We start from the raw sequence: 20,253 nt of genomic DNA on the forward strand, positions 1-20,253 counted from the left end.
AACGGAGGTGACGTGCATGGCAGAAGAGGTCTTATCGCAGAATGAGATCGATGCACTGTTATCCGCTATATCTTCCGGAGAGATGGACGCCGACGAGCTGAAACAAGACGAGAAGAACAAGCGAGTGAAAACGTACGATTTTAAGCGGGCACTCCGTTTTTCTAAGGATCAGATTCGCAGTCTGACGAGAATACATGAGAACTTTGCCAGAATGCTGACTACTTATTATTCAGCCAGGCTAAGAACGTTTGTACAGATAGCAGTTGCTTCCGTGGATCAAGTGCCTTACGAAGAGTTTATTCGCTCGATTCCGACAATGACTATCTTGAACACGTACAGTTTGTCACCGCTTGAAGGGAAAATACTCATTGAGTATGACCCTACTGTTGCATTTGCAATGCTGGATCGAACGCTTGGCGGGCAAGGAAGCAATGTTAATAAGATAAACAACTTGACTGAAATCGAAACGACGTTGATGACGCAGTTATTTGAATCAAGTATGGAAAACTTGAAGGTTGCATGGCAATCACTCGAAGATGTTGACCCGGTGCTTGAGGACTTTGAGATTAATCCGCAGTTTCTGCAAATGGTTTCACCTAATGAAACAGTTGTAGTTGTTACGCTGAATTCTACCATTGGAGAAACGACCGGTATGATTAACATTTGTATTCCGCATGTCGTATTGGAACCGATTGTATCGAAGCTGTCCATTCATTACTGGATGCAAGCACCTTCAAATAAGGAAGGTAATGAGTCGGAATGGCGTGATCTTACTGCAGGTATTCAAAGAGCTTCAGTCGATGTGAAAGCGATACTCGGAGAAACGTCTATTGATGTAGAAGAATTAGTTAATCTTCGGGAAGGTGATGTGCTGATGCTGAATCAGTCCATTGACGCCCCTTTGCAAGTTAAGGTAGATAATCAAGTGAAATTTAAAGCCCAGCCAGGGAAAAAGAAAAACAGAATGGCAATTCAAATTATGGAAGAGATTGATACAGGGGGGGAAGAAAATGAGTGATATGTTATCCCAAGAAGAAATTGATGCGCTACTAAACGGATCAGATGATAATTCAACCAACACAGGTGATGAGCAGCTCCTCCCTGGAGATGACCTGGGAACAATGGAAGTAGATGCATTAGGGGAAATTGGCAATATCTCTTTTGGCAGCTCAGCAACGACGCTTTCTACCTTATTAAATCAGAAAGTAGAAATCACAACACCGAAGACAGCTGTAGTTAAAAGGTCAAGTTTATATGAAGAGTTCCCGCAGCCGAATGTGGCGATTGAAGTAAGTTATACAGAAGGGTTTACGGGTGCAAATCTCTTTGTCATTAAACAAAGTGATGCTGCTATTATCGCTGATTTAATGCTTGGCGGTGACGGGAGTGCTCCAGCTGAGGAATTCAATGAGATACACCAAAGTGCTGTGCAGGAAGCGATGAACCAGATGATGGGTGCTGCTGCGACTAGCATGAGTACGATATTCAGCAAGAAAGTGGATATCTCTCCGCCATCCATCGCACTAATGGATCTTTCTGAAGGAACAGGTACTGAAAAACTTCCTGATGATGAACAAGTTGTAAGTGTTTCATTCGACCTGAAAATTGGTGATTTAATAGATTCTTCTATTATGCAGCTGCTTTCAACTGAGTTTGCGAAAGATATGGTAGATGAATTGCTTAACCCTGCTGCTCCAGCTGCCGAAGAGTCAGCACAAGCAGCAAGCAGTTCGCAGCCCGCACCAAGCGCACAACAAAGTGCACCAACTGCGCCCGCACCAAGTCAGCAGCAATCCGTACCGCAGCATCCCGTACCAAGTCAGCCTGCTCCGAATGTACAGCAAGCAGCATTTACAACGTTTGACACGCCAGCTGCTCCGCCGGCAGAACAGCCGCGCAATTTGGACTTATTAATGGATATACCATTAAAGGTGTCGGTAGAGCTAGGCCGTACGAAAAGAACCATTAAGGATATTCTGGAGCTATCTGTTGGCTCTGTAGTAGAGCTGGATAAGCTTGCAGGAGAACCAGTGGATATTCATGTGAACAATAAGCTGATAGCTAAGGGAGAAGTTGTTGTCATTGAAGAAAACTTCGGTGTGCGCGTAACCGATATCCTTAGCCAGACAGATCGATTAAAATCAATCAACTAATTGACCATTGAGAGGAAGAGATAATATGGGTAAAAGAATTCTAATTGTAGACGACGCAGCATTTATGCGCATGATGATTAAGGACATTTTGACAAAGAACGGGTTTGAAGTAGTAGGGGAAGCCCAAGATGGTCAGCAAGCAGTAGAGAAATACAAAGAACTAACACCAGATCTAGTTACAATGGATATTACAATGCCGGAAATGGACGGTATTGCGGCTATGAAAGAAATTAAAAGCCAATATCCAGATGCGAAAGTTATTATGTGTTCAGCAATGGGACAGCAGGCGATGGTTATCGACGCTATCCAAGCAGGAGCGAAGGACTTTATCGTTAAACCATTCCAAGCAGACCGTGTTGTAGAAGCAATTACAAAGGCTTTAAGCTAAAAAAGGTGAGTAGGAAATGATAAAAAGAACAGTCTGGGCATGCGTGCTTGTGCTAGTGTTGCATTTTGCCGTTTCTCCCGTCGCAGTCTCGGCTGCGGCAAGTGTTGGAGATTGCTTAAAAGAAGATGCTGCAGGAGCGGATGCCTGCAAGGACATGAATGAAGCCGGTGACCAACAAGAAAATACACCAACAACAGATACGGCTGATTCGGCAGCCGGAGGTACATCTACCTTCCTGAATCTTGTCAAGCTTGCATTGGCTTTAGTGGTTGTGCTCGGACTGATCTATGTCCTACTGAAGTTTTTAAACAAACGCAATCGATTGTTTCAGCAAGTGCGCGCCATGGAGAATATAGGCGGGATTGCTTTAGGAAACAACAAATCAGTGCAGATCGTCAGGGTTGGCGAGAAGGTATATATGCTTGGTGTGGGAGACAATGTAGACTTACTCGCCCAAATTACCGATGAACACACAATTCAGGAACTAACAGAGAAAGAACAGCAGGAAATGAAGGCGTCAGCTTTGCTGACAAGCATGCTGCCAGGCAGAAAACAGAAAATCGCTGGTCAGGAAGAAACAGCAATAGAGCAGGACGAATCCCAAAATCGTTTTCAAGACCTTTTCAAGCAAGAGTTAGGGAAATTGAAACAGTCAAGAAACAAATTGAAACAGCAGCAAAGGGAGGGCGCAGAAGATGAATGATTTTATGAGTGTATTTTCTGGAACCGACCCTGAGAGTGTATCGACCTCGGTAAAGCTGCTGCTTCTGCTGACCGTATTTTCCTTGGCACCAGGGATTTTAATCTTGATGACTTGTTTTACACGTATTATTGTCGTTTTATCTTTTGTTCGAATGAGCTTAGGCACACAACAAACACCGCCAACACAAGTATTAATCGGAATTGCACTATTTATGACATTCTTTATTATGGCACCTACTTTCAATGAGATAAATGATCAGGCAATTGCTCCTTTAATGAATAATGAAATGTCATTAGATGAGGCGTATACAGAGGCAAGCGGACCGATTAAAGCATTTATGGCAGAAGAAACCAGACAAAAGGACTTATCTTTATTTATGAATTATGCCGGTATGGATAAACCGGAATCTATTGATGATATTCCGTTAACGACGCTGGTGCCGGCATTTGCGATCAGCGAATTGAAGACCGCCTTTCAGATGGGGTTCATGATTTTCATTCCATTCCTGGTTATCGATATGGCAGTAGCCAGCATCCTTATGTCAATGGGGATGATGATGCTTCCGCCGGTAATCATCTCATTACCATTTAAGATTTTGTTATTCGTCTTGGTAGACGGCTGGTATCTGGTGACATCCTCCCTGTTAAGAGGGTTTTAGAATGAAGGAGCGTACGCATTATGAGCAGTGAATTTGTCATATCAATCGCAGAACGCGGTATTTATACAGTACTTATTATTACTGGTCCTTTGCTAATTCTTGCACTTGCAGTGGGGTTAATCGTCAGCATATTCCAAGCGACAACACAAATACAGGAACAAACACTCGCGTTCATTCCGAAGATTGTTGCTGTGTTAGTCGGGATTATCTTTTTTGGACCGTGGATGCTGACCAGGATGGTTGAATTTACAGCAGGTATCCTAGAGAATTTGGATCGGTTTGTGGGCTGAATAGATGCTATCTCAGATTGATTATACTGTTGTACCAGCATTTGCATTGGTTTTAGTTCGCCTAATCGCGTTCTTTGTCACAGTACCGTTATTCTCGTACAAAAATGTGCCGGCGACCTTTAAGATAGGTTTTAGCTTTTTTCTGGCCATGATCATCTTCTTTACCATTGACCGACCGACAATACCGGTTGATTCGACATATTTTCTGCTGCTTTTCAAAGAAGCGTTAGTAGGTTTATCCATTGGACTGCTCGCTTTCATCGTTATACAGGCAATCAATGTGGCAGGCGGACTAATTGATTTTCAAATGGGTTTTGCCATTGCCAACGTTATTGATCCAGTCACAAGAGCACAGAGCCCTTTGACCGGACAATTCTTATATACAATTGCTACCTTATTCCTGCTTTCGATAAACGGACACTTGCTTTTAATCGACGGAATCTTCTACAGTTATCAGCTTATTCCGTTGGATGAGATGGTACCATTCGGCAGCCAGGACATTGTAGATCTTGTACTTCATACATTTGGTCAGATGTTTCTTATTGCTTTCCAAATGAGTATCCCAATTGTTGGCAGTCTGTTTCTTGTTGATGTCGCTATTGGTATTGTAGCCAGAACTGTTCCGCAGCTGAACGTTTTCGTCGTCGGCCCGCCAATCAAGATACTGGTCGCTTTTGTTTTGCTTTTCATATCAATAGGCGTTTATATGACCGTTGTGAGACAGCTGTTTGACTATATGTTAGTCACAATGCGTGATTTGATGGTCTTGTTTGGAGGGGCTTAAATTGAAATACCGTTTAGACCTGCAGTTTTTCGCTGGTGAGAAAACGGAAAAAGCGACATCGAAGAAACGGCAGGATACTAGGAAAAAAGGGCAGGTAGCCAAGAGTCAAGATATCAACACAGCTTTTCTGCTTTTGTTATCGTTAGGTTTGCTCGCTTTAATGGGCGGTTATTTTAAGGACCAGTTTCTTTATCTCTTTACCCATGTATTTGATGAATATCTTACAAAAGATATTACAGCAAATACAGTGCAGACTTTGCTGATAGAGATGAGCATCTCACTCGCTAAAATTGTAGGGCCAGTTATGGCTATTGCCATTATTGCCGGAGTTGTTTCCAACTTTGCGCAGTTTGGCTTTCTTTTCAGCCCAGAGGCTATAAAGTTTGACTTGAAAAAAATGGACCCGATTCAAGGTGCAAAGCGTATCTTTTCGGCCCGAGCTTTAGTCGAGCTAGTAAAGTCGCTGCTGAAGATCAGCCTGGTGGGAGCAGTAACCTTTATCATTCTGTGGCAGAACATGGACACCGTTATGACAATGTTTACAAAAACCGCAGAAAATGCTTTGCAGTTCTTTGGCAGAATTACACTGTATATGGGGTTTGCCGCAACAGTTGTGCTGCTGTTCATTGCTGTGATTGATTACGTTTATCAGCGTTTTGACTTTGAGAAGAACATCAAGATGTCCAAGCAAGACATCAAGGATGAGCACAAGAACATGGAAGGAAACCCGCTCATTCGTTCCAAGATAAAGGAAAAGCAGCGCCAGATGTCCATGATGCGTATGATGAGTGAAGTCCCGAAGGCAGATGTCGTCATTACCAATCCGACACATTTCGCTATTGCAATTCAGTACGATGAATCAAAGTCAGATACGCCGATTGTCGTAGCGAAAGGGATGGATCATGTAGCATTTAGAATAAGAGAAATAGCAAAAGCGAACAACGTTACGATGGTAGAAAACAAGCCGCTTGCTCGCGGTCTATACAGTAAAGTAGAGCTTAACCAGCCGATAAAGGAAGAATTTTTCCAGGCGGTAGCGGAGGTGCTTGCCTTTGTTTACCGTACAGAGCGTAAAATGTAAGAGAAGAGGAATAACTTTATGAAAATTAAGGATATGTCAGTACTTATAGCGGTAATATTAGTGATCATAATGCTGATCGTCCCAATGCCAGGCTGGTTGCTCAGCTTTCTAATCCTAATTAATATCACACTTGCTTTAATCGTTATCTTGGTGTCGATGAATACCGAAGAACCGCTGCAATTCTCGATCTTCCCCTCTCTCATACTGTTGCTTACGCTGTTTAGGCTGGCGCTGAATGTATCAACAACAAGGTCGATTCTTTCAGAAGCGGAAGCAGGTGGGGTCGTAGATACGTTTGGCAGCTTTGTAACTGGAGGCAACCCGCTTGTTGGATTTGTTGTATTCGTCATTTTAGTTATTATTCAGTTCCTTGTCATCACGAAAGGATCCGAGCGTGTTTCGGAAGTAGCAGCTCGCTTTACACTGGACGCGATGCCAGGTAAGCAGATGAGTATTGACGCTGATTTAAATGCAGGTATGATTTCTGATGTACAAGCAAAGGAACGCCGCCAGAAAGTCGAGCATGAAGCAGATTTTTACGGTGCGATGGATGGTGCCAGCAAGTTCGTTAAAGGGGACGCCATTGCTGGAATTATTATTCTGTTAATGAATATTATTTTTGGACTCATCATTGGTATGGTCCAGCTGGACATGGGTTTCCAAGAAGCAATTGATACATACATGCGGCTTACAGTTGGCGATGGTTTAGTTTCTCAAATACCAGCTATTCTGATTTCAACTGCTACAGGTATCGTGGTAACCCGTGTAGCGTCTGAAGGAAACCTTGGTAGTGATGTAACAAAGCAGCTATTCCGTTTTCCGAGTATGCTATATATCGCTGCCGGAACAATTTTCTTGTTAGGATTAACACCGATTAACTTCTTCCTGACGACTGCACTTGCTGGTGCATTAGCCGGCATTGCCTACTTCTTATCCAGATTACAAAAGCAATCGGAAACAGCAGATTTAGAAACAGAGGAAGTCAAAGAAGAAGCTTCAATGAAATCCTCAGATAATGTTGTCAGTTTGCTTAGCATGGATCCAATTGAGTTTGAATTTGGGTATGCACTGATTCCGTTAGCGGATACGAACCAAGGCGGAGATCTGCTTGATCGAATTGTAATGATTCGGAAACAGCTGGCAATTGAGCTAGGTATCGTTATACCAGTTGTGCGTATTCGCGATAACATCCAGCTAGGCCCGAACGAATATCGCTTGAAAATTAAAGGCAATGAAGTAGCAGCAGGAGAAGTGCTGCTGGACCATTACTTGGCAATGAGTCCAGGTGTGGAAGATGACGGACTGGAAGGAATCAATACACTGGAACCAGCATTCGGCTTGCCTGCTAAATGGATTAGCGAAGATACAAAAGATGAAGCGGAGCTGTCTGGTTATACAGTAGTTGATCCTCCGTCTGTTGTTTCTACTCATTTGACCGAAACGATAAAAAGACAAGCGCATGAGTTGCTTGGAAGGCAGGAAACGAAACAGCTGATTGACCATTTGAAAGAATCGTATCCGATACTAGTAGAAGAAGTAACCCCAGATCCGCTATCTGTCGGGGATGTGCAGAAAGTGCTGGCAAAACTGCTGCGAGAACAAGTTTCCGTACGAAACTTGCCTGTAATCTTTGAAACATTGGCTGACTTCGGAAGGATGACGACCGATACAGATCTTTTAGCAGAGTATGCACGTCAAGCACTGGCTCCGCAAATCACGAAACAATATGTTCAGGGGAACCAACCGTTACAAGTAATTACTGTTTCAGGGACAGTTGAGAAGCTGATTGCTGATCATATTCAGCAGACAGAGCATGGAAACTATTTATCGCTCGATCCAGATGCACAGCAGCAGATCGTCCAGTCTGTCATGGAGCAAGCAGAGCGGTTGTCTTTACAAGAGGAAACGGTCATTGTGCTCTGTTCGCCTACAATTCGGATGTACATCAGACAGCTGCTTGACCGCAGTCTGCCGCATGCAGTCGTGCTTTCATATAATGAATTGGACAATACAACAGAAATCAAGAGTGTCGGGATGGTGAATGTCGCATGAAAATGAAAAAATACACAGCGGCATCCATGCCCGAAGTGATGATACAAGTAAGACGGGAGCTTGGTAAAGACGCAGTTATTTTGCGTACAAAGGAGTTCACAAGCGGCGGATTTCTCGGTTTATTCAAAAAAAAGCAGATTGAAGTTATTGCGGCTTTGGATCCTGATGTAAGCACAGGTGGGCCTGTTAAGGAGAGGGCCGCAGCTGTGTCTGCTGGAGCCTCCAATGTAGCCAGCAAAGAAACAGGGAGCGGTAAGCAAGCAGATATGTCTTCCGAACTGACTGCTTTAAAGCAGGAATTAAAAGCGGCAATCTCCGGCCAAACAAGGCACTACGCGATGCCGCTGCAGCGTTTATATGAAAGACTGCTTCATAATGAGGTGCTTCCTCAAATCGCTTCGGGTCTGATGGAAAGATTAATTGAACAGGGATACGCTGAGGATGCAGAGAGCAAGCTGCTTGCTCTGCTTACAGAGCGTTTCAGTAAAGTGCAGCAACCGGCAAGTTTTCAAAAGAAATATATTCATCTTGTCGGTCCCACAGGTGTGGGCAAGACAACAACGATAGCCAAGTTGGCAGCCAAAAGTGCGTTAGTTGATAACAAAAAGGTAGCATTCATCACGACGGACACGTACCGTATTGCTGCGATTGACCAGCTGCGAACATATGCAAAAATACTGGATGTTCCAATGGAAGTCGCTTATTCACTTGAAGATTATGAAGCAGCAAGAAAGAGGTTTGCTGATTATGATCAAGTGTTCGTGGATACTGCCGGCAGAAACTTTAAAGACGCTGCGTATGTAAAAGAGCTGGAGCGTACACTCGATTTGCAGCAAGATGCGGAAACCTATTTAACATTAGCTATTACTACGAGAGCAAGTGATCTGGCAGCTATTTATCATCAGTTTGCTCATCTGCCAATCAAGCAGTTTATATTTACAAAAATAGATGAAGCGAGCCGATATGGCGGAATATTGAATCTCATGCAGCAAGCAAGTATCGGTGTTGCTTATCTTACACACGGACAAGATGTGCCTGATGACATTTTAACTCCTACTGCGAATTATTTGGCAAAACGCGTAATGGAGGAGACGGCTCGTGCGTGATCAAGCTGCTAAATTACGGGCCAGTGTGCAAGGTGCCGGATCAGGTCGTACAGTGGCAATTGCTAGTGGAAAAGGAGGCGTTGGGAAGTCTAATTTTGCTCTGAACTTCTCTTTGGCTCTATGTAAGCTCGGTAAATCTGTTCTTCTAATCGATTTGGACCTTGGCATGGGGAATATTGAAATTCTGTTAGGAAAATCAGCTGACTATTCCTTTATTGACATGATTCAAAAGCGATTAGACTTTGAGGAAATCGTAGAATCAGGACCCCAGGGGCTGGATTTCATCGCAGCGGGAACAGGGATGAACAATTTGTTCCAGATGGATGATGCTGGGTTTGTTCATTTCCAAGCGGAATTTGAAAGAGCGCAGCTCAAGTATGATTATGTCTTTCTGGACATGGGAGCTGGATTAACTGAAGAAAGTGCAGCCTTTATTTTGGCGGCAGATGAAAGTATCGTTGTTACGACAACAGAACCTACGAGCATGATGGATGCATACGCTTTGATCAAGCATATCAAACAGCGCCATGCCAAATTGCCGATGCATTTGCTTGTAAACCGAGCGGCTGATCGGCGAGAAGGTCAAGATACAGCTGCCAGAATGCAGGAAGTAGTACAAACCTTCTTGCAAGCGAAAATCAATCTTTTGGGGATATTGCCAGAGGATAAGCAAGTAACAAGATCAGTGAAGCTTCAGAAGCCATTTATTGACCAAAAAGATTCAAAGGCTGCAGCAGCTATTCGGCAGCTTGCAGCCAGCTATCAAAAGCCAGGTCCAGATACAGCAGCAAAAGAATCAACATCATTTATTGGCAGATTGAAAGATATCTGGCTGAAAGGGGGAACACGAAATGGGGAAAATCCGCGTTTTAGTCGTTGATGACTCAGCTTTTATGCGGAAGATAATCTCAGATCTGCTGAATGGCGATGACCGCCTGGAAGTAATCGGAACAGCAAGGAATGGACAGGATGGACTCAATCAAATCCAACTGCTGAAACCGGATGTTGTGACGATGGACGTCGAGATGCCTATCATGAGTGGTCTGGAAGCACTAAAAGAAATTATGAAAAAGCAGCCTCTCCCGGTTGTTATGCTTTCCAGCCTCACAAAACAAGGTGCAGATATGACCATTCAAGCTATGTCACTTGGCGCAGTTGATTTCATCGCCAAACCATCGGGTTCCATTTCGTTGGACCTTGATAAGGTCCGGGATGAACTCGTCGTCAAAGTAGCAGCAGCAGCTTCGTCCCGCCTTTCTGTTAAACCGCAAGTGAAGGCACCGGAAGTGAAAGTCATCAGCAGGACACCAATGAAGAGGCGTACTGCTCATAGTCTGGTCGCGATTGGAACTTCCACAGGAGGGCCAAGAGCTCTGCAGGAAGTAATCGGTAAGCTGCCTGCTTCTCTTTCTGCTCCAGTTGTTGTTGTCCAGCATATGCCAGTAGGTTTTACCAAGTCTCTGGCAGACAGACTGGACAGCTTGAGTGCTGTTAAAGTGAAAGAAGCCGAGCAGCATGAGATATTGCGAAATGGCACAGTATATATCGCTCCTGGCGGGTATCATCTGACAATTGTGCAGTCAGAAGACAGACTAGTTGCTAAATTGACGACTGAGGCACCAGTAAGAGGACACCGTCCATCTGTGGATCGAATGTACGAATCAATTAGTGATTTGAAGAATGTAGATGTGTGTACAGTCATTATGACTGGCATGGGAGCTGATGGGACAGAAGGTTTGCGCAAGATTAGTAATCAGCTGTCTTCTGTTTACAGTATTGGAGAATCTGCGACAACTTGTGTCGTCTACGGTATGCCTCGGGCAGCTGCTGAAGCAGGTTTGCTTCATCATGTTTGTCCGGTGCAATTGATTGCACAAGCCATTCACCAGCGAATTAATCTTTTAGAGGGGGTCAATTAATGGAAACAGATCAGTATCTAGATGTATTCATCGAAGAAAGCAAAGAACATCTGCAGGCATTGAACCAGCATTTGCTCGAGCTTGAAAAGCAGCCGGAAGATCTCAGCTTAGTAAATGAAATTTTCCGTTCCGCTCATACACTGAAAGGTATGTCTGCTACGATGGGGTATCAGGATTTAGCTAATTTGACGCATCAAATGGAGAATGTTCTTGATGGAATTCGTAATCATCAAATTAAGATCAATCCAGACATCCTTGATGTAGTATTTGAAGCTGTAGACAGCTTGGAAGAAATGGTGGTCGATATTGAGTCCGGCGGAACAGGGAAGAAAGAAGTCAGCGAACTTGTTCGCCAGCTAGAAGCAATTGAATCAGGCGAAGCCGTGTTGCAAACGGCAGCAGCTGTTGCTGAAGAAACAGAAACAAACAATGATACATCAGGTATCACGTTGGATGAATTTGAACTAGCCGTTCTCCGAGAAAGTGAAGAAAAAGGTTATCAAAACTTCTACGCAAAAGTCACATTGCGTGAAGATTGTATGTTAAAAGCTGCAAGGGTTTATATGGTCTTTGAAGTATTAGAATCCTTAGGTGAAATTGTAAAATCCAATCCGGATGTTTCTCAATTAGAAGATGAAGCATTTGATCTGAGTTTTGAAATGCTCTTCGTAACCCAGAAGTCAATGGATCTGATTAAAGAGAAGATTCTTCAAGTTTCAGAAGTTGATGCAGTCTCCATCCAGGACTATGCCGTTGATACATATAAACAAGCTCGGGATTCAACTGCAGAAACGAAAGAGACACCGGTACCTGCAAATGCAGCAAAGCAGCAGGAAACAACCGGAGAGAAAAAAGCGCAACACAGCAATAAGACAATTCGAGTGAATATCGAGCGTTTAGACATTCTCATGAATTTATTTGAAGAGCTGGTAATTGACCGCGGCAGACTCGAACAGATTGCCGAAGAAGTAAAGCATCCAGAACTGAATGAAACAGTTGAGCGGATGGCGAGAATTTCTGGTGATCTGCAAAGTATCGTGCTGACAATGCGGATGGTGTCCATTGACCAAGTGTTCAATCGTTTTCCGCGTATGGTTCGACAGCTTGCAAAGGATCTTAACAAAAAAATCGACCTTCAAATTGAAGGAGCAGAAACAGAGCTTGACCGTACTGTAATCGATGAAATCGGTGACCCGCTTGTACACTTAATCCGCAACAGTTTAGATCACGGAGTTGAAACCCCGGATGTTAGACGCAAGCTAGGAAAAACGGAAACGGGAACAATTAAACTGAAGGCTTATCACTCTGGAAATCATGTCTTTATTAATATTAGTGATGATGGTGCTGGTATCAATCGCAAGAAAGTAACCGAGAAAGCGATTAATAATGGGTTAATTACAAAAGAACAAGCGTCCATTATGACAGACAACCAAGTGTTTGGTCTAATCATGGAAAGCGGCTTTTCCACTGCAGATACTATTTCGGATATCTCCGGAAGAGGCGTAGGACTGGATGTTGTTCGGAACACGATAGAATCGCTTGGCGGAGCAATTACCATTGACTCTGAAGAAGGAAAAGGTTCCACATTCAGTATTGAATTACCCCTGACATTATCTATCATTAGCGTCTTGCTGGTAGAGATACAACAAGAAAAATATGCAGTTCCGCTTTCGTCTATTATTGAGACGGCAATTATCTCAAAATCGGATGTTATGCATGTTCATAATCAAGCAGTAATAGATTTCCGCGGCAGAGTGGTGCCACTCGTTTCTTTGAAAGATGTATTCCAGGTACCTGAAGTAATTGAAGAAACGGATCATTATTCCGTTGTAATCATTAAAAAAGGCGATAAATCTGCCGGCTTGATCGTCGATGGTTTTATCGGTCAGCAGGAAATTGTGCTCAAATCACTTGGCAACTATCTGACTGACATTTTTGCAATCTCCGGAGCTACCATTCTTGGAGATGGACAAGTAGCACTTATTATCGACAGCAATGCGCTAATCAAATAAGGAGGGTTCATTATGGCAGAAGAAATCGTACAAGATGTGAAAGTAATTGTTTTTCAATTAAAGAATGAAGAATATGCGGTACCAGTAACCCAAGTAGGTTCAATTGAGAAGATGGAGCATATCACGAGAGTGCCGAATACGGAAAACTTCATCAAAGGTGTTATCAATATGCGCGGGATTGTGACACCGATTGTAGACTTGCGCAGCCGCCTTGGACTGGAGGAAACACCAGCTGATGAGAATACAAGAATTATTATTGTGGATCTTGCGGATACATCCATCGGTTTAATTGTTGATGCTGCCAATGATGTGGTAGATATACCTGTCGACAAAATTGAGGAATCACCGCAAGTGATTGGTGCCATTGACATCGATTATATTGACGGAGTTGTAAAACTGGACGACAGGCTGATCATTTTGCTTGATTTGCGGAAAGTATTGAAATTCCATGAAATTGAGCAAATCAAGTCTATTGAAAACTAATGTATGATTTAAGGCATATAACAGAGGATCAACTGGATGCATTGAAAGAAGCAGGAAATATAGGCGCAGGAAACGCCTCTACTGCTCTTTCTACTTTGCTTCGCCGAGATATCGACATGCAGGTTCCTGCAGTGCGAATATGTCATTTTAATGAATTGATTGATTCGACAGGCGGTGCGGAGCAGCCAGTAGCGGCCATCTATCTTCGGATTCAGGGAGATGCACCAGGGAACATGTTTTTCCTGTTAGAACCAGGAGATGCAGAAATGTTTGTTCATTATATTACGGGCAGTGAGGCCTTCGCATGGTCGAACACGTCCCATGATGATATCAACTTGTCTGCTTTACATGAAATGGGCAACATTTTGGCCGGAAGCTATTTGTCTGCTATCAGTGATTTCGCTGATGTAAATATGCAGCCATCCGTTCCGCAAATAAGTGTGGATATGGGCGGTGCCATTTTAGCAAATGGATTGATTGAAATTGCTCAGGAGAGCGACTATACGGTTGTTATTGATACAGTCATATCCTTACTCAATCCGAATCAGGAACAACATATGATTGAAGGGAAATTTCTTCTGCTGTTGGATCCAGATGCGTTCGATCAATTATTCCGATCTTTAGGAGTCGAAGTGCATGACTGATACAGAGGTGTTGCATGTCGGCATCGCTGACGCAAAGATTGCTGCTTCTCCGCAGCATTTGCGTACAGCAGGTCTTGGTTCTTGCGTCGGCGTTGTTGTCTACGACAGACAATCCAGGCTGGCTGGAATGGCACATGTCATGCTTCCTGACTCGAGTCTGGCCAGACAGACACAGATGAACCGTAATAAATACGCAGATACTGCGATGGACGACCTGATTGCGAATTTGCTGCGATTAGGTGCGAGCAAAATGCGTTTTAAGGCGAAGATGGCAGGGGGAGCCCAAATGTTTTCTTTCATGTCAAGTGATGAAAAGATGCGGATTGGTCCCCGAAACATTGAGGCAGTGGAACGGAAGCTGCAAGAATATCGAATTCCAATTGAAGGCAAGGATGTCGGCGGCAGTAATGGACGTACGATTGAGTTTGATACTGATACGTGTGCTTTGAAGGTCAAAACAGTAAATAAAGAGGAAGCGATCATATAATGGAGCAGCTTTATGCCTATGACGAAACAGCAAACGAAGGAGGGAGTTTCATGGTCAATAATGGATCAGAAACAGAACAGCACTATTGGAACAGCTGGTTGATAAATAAAGATAACGAAGCTGCCAATGAATTGATGCGAATGTATATGCACGTAGTAGATTACCACACCCAGCGCATCGCTGCTCATCTTCCCTCCAGTGTGAGCAGAGATGATGTCAGAAGCTTTGGTTACACAGGATTGTATGATGCCTTGCAAAAATTCGAACCGAGCCGGGATTTCAAATTCGAAACGTATGCTTCTTTTCGTGTCAGAGGTGCTATTATGGATGGCTTACGAAAAGAAGACTGGCTTCCTCGTACCGTACGAGATAAAGTGAAAAAAATTGAAGCAGCAGCTGCCAGCTTGGAACAGTCGCTCGAACGTCAGCCTACTAGCTCTGAAATTGCCAAGCAGACTGGTTTAAGTAAAGATGAAGTGGAAGAATCGGTACGGGATTCACTGTTTTCCAATGTGCTTTCTATGGATGACAAGCCTGCTCAGCCTAAACAGGAAAAACATGACTCCGGTTATGTTCTTCCAGATTTAAAGACACCTCAGCCAGAGGATGCTGTTATGCAGAAGGAACTGCTGCATCAGCTCACAGACTGTATCAAATTGCTCAACCAACACGAACAGCTCGTCATCAGTCTCTTCTATAAAGAAGAATTGACGTTTACGGAGATTGGTCACATACTGGAATTAACAACTTCCCGAATTTCTCAGATTCACAAACGTGCAATCTTTAAATTAAGGGAATCTTTGGCAAAGCTTTCAGCTATCAGCTGAAAGCTATTTCCATTTTGTATAGAAGGAAGGTTCTCCATGCTTACACTACTAGTAGCCGCAAGTCTTCTGCTGCATCTTCTTACCTTTATTGCGATTCGAACACTTCAATCGAACGTACAGCAGCAAGAAAGCAGACATAAGAAAGAAAAGCAGGCTTATGAGTCAATCCTCAACTCCATCCTAGATGAATTAAAAGAAGAAAATGAACGGCTGCTTCAAGCTGAGCAAGTGAATGAAAAAGTTTCGGTTAATACCAGGAAGCAGGAAACCACTGCTGTTCCCGCAGCTTATTCTGAAAAAGAAGCAGAAGAAGCTCCTCATTCAGCAGATTATGCACCTCCGCAGCTTGAAGAGGAAAAAGACCAAGTATCGATGTCTAATCTTAGCCGCGTCCTGCAGCTTCATGAGCAGCATCACGCTCCTGCAGAGATTGCCAAAAAGCTTGGAATGGGGAAAACGGAAGTAGAATTAATCCTATTAATGAGGAAAAATGGCAATACAGATAAAAAAAGCTGAGAAAGTATAAAAACATGTCTAAGAAACTTGATTGAAGGCAATAGCTGTGCTATATTTATTTTTGGTGTTAATACACACGTCTGCCGATTTTTACGGGAGGTGCTGATATTCAATCAGTTCCCGATAAAAGATGAAGCAGTCGGAGGAGAAAAAACCATTAGGAGGAAACACTATGTCAGTCATTTCAATGAAACAATTGCTTGAAGCTGGTGTTCATTTCGGTCACCAGACTCGCCGTTGGAACCCGAAAATGAAGAAATACATCTTCACGGAGCGTAACGGTATCTACATCATCGATCTTCAGAAAACAGTTAAGAAGGTTGATGAAGCGTACAATTACGTTAAGGAACTTGCTGCAGACGGCGGTACTATCCTATTCGTAGGTACGAAGAAACAAGCACAGGAATCTGTTAAAGAAGAAGCGATCCGTTCAGGTCAGTACTTCGTTAACCAACGTTGGTTGGGCGGTACGCTTACAAACTTCCAAACAATCCGCAAACGTATCAACCGCTTGAAATCTATCGAGCGTATGGAAGAAGACGGTACTTTCGAAGTACTTCCTAAGAAAGAAGTAGTAGGTCTTCTTAAAGAAAAAGAACGTCTTGTTAAATTCCTTGGCGGTATCAAAGACATGGAAAGAATTCCAGACGCTCTATTCGTTATCGACCCGCGTAAAGAAAGAATCGCAATTGCAGAAGCTCACAAATTGAACATCCCGATCATCGGTATCGTTGATACGAACTGTGATCCAGACGAAATCGATTACGTGATCCCTGCGAATGACGACGCTATCCGCGCTGTCAAATTGCTTACTTCCAAAATGGCGGATGCTATCTTGGAATCCAAGCAAGGTGAAGAGTTGGAAGAACAAGAAGCTCCAGCTGCTGAAGAAGCTGCAGAAGCTGTAAGCGAGTAATGGATGAAGGGTGATAAGGGGGGACCTTTTATCACCCTTTTTTCAAGAAATAAATTGTCCAAACCCTAAGGAGGCATTTACGATGGCAATCACAGCACAAATGGTAAAAGAATTGCGAGAAAAAACAGGCGCAGGAATGATGGACTGTAAAAAAGCGCTAACACAAACTGATGGTGACATGGAAAAAGCAATCGACTATCTTCGCGAGAACGGTATCGCGAAAGCAGCGAAAAAAGCTGACCGCGTTGCAGCAGAAGGACTTGCTTTCATCGCTACAGAAGGCGATCAAGCAGTACTAATTGAAGTAAACTGTGAAACTGACTTCGTTACAAAGAATGATCAGTTTAAAACACTATTGAATGATGTGGCACAGCATATTCTTGCTAACAAACCAGCAGACGTGGAAGAAGCGCTTGAGCAGAAAATGAACGATGAGCAAACTGTTGGTGAATACATCAACGCTGCAATCGCTAAAATTGGAGAGAAAATCTCTCTACGTCGTTTCGCTCTTGTAAGCAAAACAGAAAACCAAGCATTCGGTGCTTACCTGCATGGCGGCGGCCGTATTGGTGTTTTGACATTGCTTGACGGTACAACTGATGCTGACCTTGCAAAAGATGTTGCAATGCACGTTGCTGCTGTTAACCCACGTTATGTTTCTCGTGACGCAGTTGCTGCAGAAGAAATCGACCGCGAGCGTGAAGTATTGAAAACACAAGCTTTAAACGAAGGCAAACCAGAAAACATCGTAGAAAAAATGGTAGAAGGACGCCTAGGCAAGTTCTTCGAAGAAATCTGCTTGCTTGAACAAAGCTTCATTAAAGACCCGGATCACAAAGTGAAAAAATATGTATCCGACAAAGGTGCTTCAGTCGTGAACTTTGTTCGTTATGAAGTCGGCGAAGGTATGGAAAAACGCGAAGATAATTTCGTTGATGAAGTAATGAGCCAAGTTAAAAAATAAGCACGACAAAAAAAGGGGACACGTTGTGTTCCCTTTTTTACAAAATACATACCTTTGGAGGCAACAATGACTAAAGCGCGCTATAAAAGAATTGTATTGAAATTAAGTGGGGAAGCATTAAGCGGAACAGTTGGTTACGGAATCGAGCCATCTGTGATTCGCAATATTGCGGAACAAGTAAAAGAAGTTGCTGAAATGGACGTAGAAGTTGCTGTTGTTGTCGGCGGCGGTAATATTTGGCGCGGTAAAGTCGGAAGTGAAATGGGAATGGATCGTGCGAATGCAGATTACATGGGTATGCTGGCAACCGTGATGAATTCACTGGCTTTACAGGATAGCTTGGAGAATCTAGGTATTCCGACAAGAGTGCAGACTTCCATTGAAATGCGCCAGGTTGCGGAACCGTATATTCGCCGGAAAGCGATTCGCCATCTTGAGAAAAAGCGTGTTGTTATTTTCGCAGCCGGAACTGGGAACCCGTACTTCTCAACTGATACGACTGCGGCGCTGCGTGCAGCTGAAGTAGAAGCAGAAGTCATTTTAATGGCGAAAAACAATGTTGATGGTGTCTATAATGCAGATCCGAAATTAGTTGCAGATGCTGTAAAATATGATTCCTTAACATACATGGATATCCTAAATGAGGGACTTGGTGTTATGGATGCAACTGCTTCATCCCTATGCATGGATAATGACATACCGCTGCTCGTTTTCTCAATCAGTGAACAAGGCAATATTAAAAAAGCAGTTGCCGGTGAGGATATCGGCACAATTATCAGGGGGAATAAATAATGTCAACGGCAATTGTAAATGATGCAAAAAGTAAAATGACACAAGCAGTACAGGCTTTCTCCAGACAGTTGGCAACGGTACGCGCAGGGCGCGCTAATCCGTCCTTGCTAGACAGCGTTTATGTTGATTATTATGGTGCTTCTACACCGCTTAATCAGCTTGCAAGTGTTACGGCACCTGAGGCGCGTATGCTTGTTATTACACCATATGATAAAACAGCTATTTCAGATATCGAAAAAGCGATCCAAAAAGCAGACTTAGGCTTGTCTCCTTCCAGCGATGGTAACATTATTCGTCTAAGCATCCCTGCTTTAACGGAAGAGCGTCGTAAGGATCTAGTTAAGGTTGTATCCAAGTATTTGGAAGAAGCGAAAGTTCAAATCCGAAACGCACGCCGTGACGGTAATGATCAGCTGAAAAAAGCCGAGAAGAATAAAGAAATCACAGAAGATGATTTGAAAGGCTTCCAGGATGATGTGCAGAAGGAAACAGATCATCATATCGGCGAACTGGAAAACCTCGCTAAAGACAAAGAAAAAGAAATAATGGAAGTTTGACCCTTAACCATGTAAAATAAGCAGTACAAGACCCTCTTGCTAAAGGGGGTTTTTGCACTTTTTGCGAGAGCTAAAGAGCAAGTACTGTACAGGGCACCCAGTTTGACTCATGCAGTCAGCAGAGAAATAAGCCCAATGGAGGATTCAAAATGATTAAACTTCCTTTTTTTAATAGGAAAAGAAGAATAGAATTGCAGCCGACAACATTACAGCTGGAGAATATTCCAAATCATATAGCTATTATTATGGATGGTAACGGTCGCTGGGCTAAAAAGCGAGGACTTCCGCGTATAGCCGGCCACAAGGAAGGCATGACGACTGTGCGTCGTATTGTAAAAGCTGCCAACCGTATTAACGTGAAGGTACTGACATTGTACGCCTTTTCTAAAGAAAATTGGAAAAGACCGCAAGCAGAAGTCGAGTTTTTAATGAAGCTTCCAAAAGAGTTTCTGACAACGTATCTGCCTGAGCTGATAGAAGAAAATGTCAAAGTACAAACAATAGGGGATTTAGAAGGACTGCCTTCTTTTACAAGAGAAGCTGTACGTGAAGCGATGGAACAGACAAAGCATAACGATGGGCTGATTCTTAACTTTGCGTTAAATTATGGCGGACGTTATGAGCTGGTGAACGCGGTCCAAAGTATGATGCAGGATGTTCAAGAGAAAAAGCTGCAGTTAGACGAAGTAGATGAGTCTTGCATATCTCGTTATTTATATACAGAAGAAATGGCAGATCCTGATTTGATTATCCGTACAAGCGGTGAACATCGCTTAAGCAACTTCCTGTTATGGCAGAGTGCTTATGCAGAGCTTTGGTTCACGGAAGTATTATGGCCTGATTTTGATGAGCTGCTGTTTGAGCAGGCCGTAAGTGATTTCCAGAACAGAAAAAGGCGCTATGGCGGTATTTGAGGTGAAT

At 43.3% G+C, this 20,253-nt stretch carries 23 protein-coding genes; all 23 read left to right on the plus strand.

Going from position 1 to position 20,253, the window contains the following annotated elements; genetic code table 11:
- Nucleotides 1-16: 16 nt before the first annotated feature.
- The 23 genes from fliM to CRO17_RS06410 all read left to right on the plus strand — a co-directional run bounded on the left by fliM (nucleotide 17) and on the right by CRO17_RS06410 (nucleotide 20,246).
- The gene (fliM, locus tag CRO17_RS06300; RefSeq protein ID WP_097040442.1) at nucleotides 17-1,018 is read left to right on the plus strand and encodes a flagellar motor switch protein FliM; all 1,002 of its coding nucleotides are present in this window, start codon (nucleotides 17-19) and stop codon (nucleotides 1,016-1,018) included.
- Entirely contained in the window at nucleotides 1,011-2,153 is a 1,143-nt protein-coding gene (fliY, locus tag CRO17_RS06305) for a flagellar motor switch phosphatase FliY (RefSeq protein ID WP_097040445.1), read from the plus strand. Before fliM ends, fliY begins: the two co-directional genes overlap by 8 nt.
- A gap of 25 nt (nucleotides 2,154-2,178) precedes the next feature.
- Complete coding sequence (locus tag CRO17_RS06310; RefSeq protein WP_077309559.1) at nucleotides 2,179-2,541, plus strand: response regulator; 363 nt, start codon at nucleotides 2,179-2,181, stop codon at nucleotides 2,539-2,541.
- A gap of 16 nt (nucleotides 2,542-2,557) precedes the next feature.
- On the plus strand, nucleotides 2,558-3,244 hold the full coding sequence (locus CRO17_RS06315) for a flagellar biosynthetic protein FliO (RefSeq protein ID WP_097040447.1): 687 nt from the start codon (nucleotides 2,558-2,560) through the stop codon (nucleotides 3,242-3,244).
- The gene (fliP, locus tag CRO17_RS06320) at nucleotides 3,237-3,902 is read left to right on the plus strand and encodes a flagellar type III secretion system pore protein FliP (RefSeq protein WP_097040449.1); all 666 of its coding nucleotides are present in this window, start codon (nucleotides 3,237-3,239) and stop codon (nucleotides 3,900-3,902) included. Before CRO17_RS06315 ends, fliP begins: the two co-directional genes overlap by 8 nt.
- A gap of 20 nt (nucleotides 3,903-3,922) precedes the next feature.
- On the plus strand, nucleotides 3,923-4,192 hold the full coding sequence (gene fliQ / locus CRO17_RS06325) for a flagellar biosynthesis protein FliQ (RefSeq protein WP_077309553.1): 270 nt from the start codon (nucleotides 3,923-3,925) through the stop codon (nucleotides 4,190-4,192).
- Between the two features lie 4 nt (nucleotides 4,193-4,196).
- Nucleotides 4,197-4,976 (plus strand): flagellar biosynthetic protein FliR, encoded by a 780-nt coding sequence (gene fliR, locus CRO17_RS06330; RefSeq protein WP_097040451.1) that lies wholly within the window; start codon nucleotides 4,197-4,199, stop codon nucleotides 4,974-4,976.
- Nucleotide 4,977: 1 nt separating this feature from the next.
- A complete protein-coding gene (flhB, locus tag CRO17_RS06335; RefSeq protein ID WP_097040453.1) occupies nucleotides 4,978-6,057 on the plus strand; it encodes a flagellar biosynthesis protein FlhB in 1,080 nt (359 codons plus the stop codon).
- A gap of 18 nt (nucleotides 6,058-6,075) precedes the next feature.
- Nucleotides 6,076-8,109, plus strand: coding sequence for a flagellar biosynthesis protein FlhA (gene flhA / locus CRO17_RS06340; protein WP_097040455.1), 2,034 nt, complete (start codon nucleotides 6,076-6,078; stop codon nucleotides 8,107-8,109).
- Complete coding sequence (flhF, locus tag CRO17_RS06345) at nucleotides 8,106-9,215, plus strand: flagellar biosynthesis GTPase FlhF (protein ID WP_097040457.1); 1,110 nt, start codon at nucleotides 8,106-8,108, stop codon at nucleotides 9,213-9,215. Before flhA ends, flhF begins: the two co-directional genes overlap by 4 nt.
- Nucleotides 9,208-10,095: a MinD/ParA family protein gene (locus CRO17_RS06350; protein ID WP_097040459.1), complete on the plus strand. Its 888-nt coding sequence runs from the start codon at nucleotides 9,208-9,210 to the stop codon at nucleotides 10,093-10,095. The genes flhF and CRO17_RS06350 overlap by 8 nt, the downstream gene beginning before the upstream one ends.
- Nucleotides 10,067-11,134 carry a protein-glutamate methylesterase/protein-glutamine glutaminase gene (locus CRO17_RS06355; protein WP_097040461.1) on the plus strand — a complete coding sequence of 356 codons (1,068 nt, stop codon included), beginning with the start codon at nucleotides 10,067-10,069 and terminating at the stop codon, nucleotides 11,132-11,134. The genes CRO17_RS06350 and CRO17_RS06355 overlap by 29 nt, the downstream gene beginning before the upstream one ends.
- A complete protein-coding gene (locus tag CRO17_RS06360) occupies nucleotides 11,134-13,146 on the plus strand; it encodes a chemotaxis protein CheA (protein WP_097040464.1) in 2,013 nt (670 codons plus the stop codon). Before CRO17_RS06355 ends, CRO17_RS06360 begins: the two co-directional genes overlap by 1 nt.
- A 12-nt stretch (nucleotides 13,147-13,158) precedes the next feature.
- Nucleotides 13,159-13,629: a chemotaxis protein CheW gene (locus CRO17_RS06365; RefSeq protein ID WP_097040466.1), complete on the plus strand. Its 471-nt coding sequence runs from the start codon at nucleotides 13,159-13,161 to the stop codon at nucleotides 13,627-13,629.
- Between the two features lie 41 nt (nucleotides 13,630-13,670).
- Nucleotides 13,671-14,273, plus strand: coding sequence for a chemotaxis protein CheC (locus CRO17_RS06370; RefSeq protein ID WP_342748967.1), 603 nt, complete (start codon nucleotides 13,671-13,673; stop codon nucleotides 14,271-14,273).
- Nucleotides 14,266-14,760 (plus strand): chemotaxis protein CheD, encoded by a 495-nt coding sequence (locus tag CRO17_RS06375; RefSeq protein ID WP_097040470.1) that lies wholly within the window; start codon nucleotides 14,266-14,268, stop codon nucleotides 14,758-14,760. The genes CRO17_RS06370 and CRO17_RS06375 overlap by 8 nt, the downstream gene beginning before the upstream one ends.
- A gap of 50 nt (nucleotides 14,761-14,810) precedes the next feature.
- On the plus strand, nucleotides 14,811-15,587 hold the full coding sequence (locus CRO17_RS06380; RefSeq protein ID WP_097041922.1) for a FliA/WhiG family RNA polymerase sigma factor: 777 nt from the start codon (nucleotides 14,811-14,813) through the stop codon (nucleotides 15,585-15,587).
- Between the two features lie 36 nt (nucleotides 15,588-15,623).
- Nucleotides 15,624-16,103, plus strand: a complete 480-nt coding sequence (locus CRO17_RS06385; protein ID WP_097040473.1) for a DUF6115 domain-containing protein — start codon at nucleotides 15,624-15,626, stop codon at nucleotides 16,101-16,103.
- 172 nt (nucleotides 16,104-16,275) lie between these two features.
- A complete protein-coding gene (gene rpsB / locus CRO17_RS06390; RefSeq protein WP_097040475.1) occupies nucleotides 16,276-17,019 on the plus strand; it encodes a 30S ribosomal protein S2 in 744 nt (247 codons plus the stop codon).
- Between the two features lie 82 nt (nucleotides 17,020-17,101).
- Nucleotides 17,102-17,983 (plus strand): translation elongation factor Ts, encoded by an 882-nt coding sequence (tsf, locus tag CRO17_RS06395; RefSeq protein ID WP_097040477.1) that lies wholly within the window; start codon nucleotides 17,102-17,104, stop codon nucleotides 17,981-17,983.
- A 66-nt stretch (nucleotides 17,984-18,049) separates the two neighbouring features.
- The gene (pyrH, locus tag CRO17_RS06400; protein WP_077309524.1) at nucleotides 18,050-18,775 is read left to right on the plus strand and encodes a UMP kinase; all 726 of its coding nucleotides are present in this window, start codon (nucleotides 18,050-18,052) and stop codon (nucleotides 18,773-18,775) included.
- Entirely contained in the window at nucleotides 18,775-19,332 is a 558-nt protein-coding gene (gene frr / locus CRO17_RS06405) for a ribosome recycling factor (RefSeq protein WP_097040480.1), read from the plus strand. Before pyrH ends, frr begins: the two co-directional genes overlap by 1 nt.
- A 149-nt stretch (nucleotides 19,333-19,481) precedes the next feature.
- Entirely contained in the window at nucleotides 19,482-20,246 is a 765-nt protein-coding gene (locus CRO17_RS06410) for an undecaprenyl pyrophosphate synthase (RefSeq protein WP_097040482.1), read from the plus strand.
- The last annotated feature ends 7 nt before the right edge of the window (nucleotides 20,247-20,253 follow it).

It is taken from the genome of Terribacillus aidingensis (genome assembly GCF_900215625.1).
Lineage (GTDB): Bacteria > Bacillota > Bacilli > Bacillales > Amphibacillaceae > Terribacillus > Terribacillus aidingensis.

What these genes read in the sequence shown, in the direction of transcription:
- fliM (WP_097040442.1), top strand. Translation starts at nt 17, where the DNA reads ATGGCAGAAGAGGTCTTATCGCAGAATGAGATCGATGCACTGTTATCC.
- fliY (WP_097040445.1), top strand. Translation starts at nt 1,011, where the DNA reads ATGAGTGATATGTTATCCCAAGAAGAAATTGATGCGCTACTAAACGGA.
- CRO17_RS06310 (WP_077309559.1), top strand. Translation starts at nt 2,179, where the DNA reads ATGGGTAAAAGAATTCTAATTGTAGACGACGCAGCATTTATGCGCATG.
- CRO17_RS06315 (WP_097040447.1), top strand. Translation starts at nt 2,558, where the DNA reads ATGATAAAAAGAACAGTCTGGGCATGCGTGCTTGTGCTAGTGTTGCAT.
- fliP (WP_097040449.1), top strand. Translation starts at nt 3,237, where the DNA reads ATGAATGATTTTATGAGTGTATTTTCTGGAACCGACCCTGAGAGTGTA.
- fliQ (WP_077309553.1), top strand. Translation starts at nt 3,923, where the DNA reads ATGAGCAGTGAATTTGTCATATCAATCGCAGAACGCGGTATTTATACA.
- fliR (WP_097040451.1), top strand. Translation starts at nt 4,197, where the DNA reads ATGCTATCTCAGATTGATTATACTGTTGTACCAGCATTTGCATTGGTT.
- flhA (WP_097040455.1), top strand. Translation starts at nt 6,076, where the DNA reads ATGAAAATTAAGGATATGTCAGTACTTATAGCGGTAATATTAGTGATC.
- flhF (WP_097040457.1), top strand. Translation starts at nt 8,106, where the DNA reads ATGAAAATGAAAAAATACACAGCGGCATCCATGCCCGAAGTGATGATA.
- CRO17_RS06355 (WP_097040461.1), top strand. Translation starts at nt 10,067, where the DNA reads ATGGGGAAAATCCGCGTTTTAGTCGTTGATGACTCAGCTTTTATGCGG.
- CRO17_RS06360 (WP_097040464.1), top strand. Translation starts at nt 11,134, where the DNA reads ATGGAAACAGATCAGTATCTAGATGTATTCATCGAAGAAAGCAAAGAA.
- CRO17_RS06365 (WP_097040466.1), top strand. Translation starts at nt 13,159, where the DNA reads ATGGCAGAAGAAATCGTACAAGATGTGAAAGTAATTGTTTTTCAATTA.
- CRO17_RS06375 (WP_097040470.1), top strand. Translation starts at nt 14,266, where the DNA reads ATGACTGATACAGAGGTGTTGCATGTCGGCATCGCTGACGCAAAGATT.
- CRO17_RS06380 (WP_097041922.1), top strand. Translation starts at nt 14,811, where the DNA reads ATGGTCAATAATGGATCAGAAACAGAACAGCACTATTGGAACAGCTGG.
- CRO17_RS06385 (WP_097040473.1), top strand. Translation starts at nt 15,624, where the DNA reads ATGCTTACACTACTAGTAGCCGCAAGTCTTCTGCTGCATCTTCTTACC.
- rpsB (WP_097040475.1), top strand. Translation starts at nt 16,276, where the DNA reads ATGTCAGTCATTTCAATGAAACAATTGCTTGAAGCTGGTGTTCATTTC.
- tsf (WP_097040477.1), top strand. Translation starts at nt 17,102, where the DNA reads ATGGCAATCACAGCACAAATGGTAAAAGAATTGCGAGAAAAAACAGGC.
- pyrH (WP_077309524.1), top strand. Translation starts at nt 18,050, where the DNA reads ATGACTAAAGCGCGCTATAAAAGAATTGTATTGAAATTAAGTGGGGAA.
- frr (WP_097040480.1), top strand. Translation starts at nt 18,775, where the DNA reads ATGTCAACGGCAATTGTAAATGATGCAAAAAGTAAAATGACACAAGCA.
- CRO17_RS06410 (WP_097040482.1), top strand. Translation starts at nt 19,482, where the DNA reads ATGATTAAACTTCCTTTTTTTAATAGGAAAAGAAGAATAGAATTGCAG.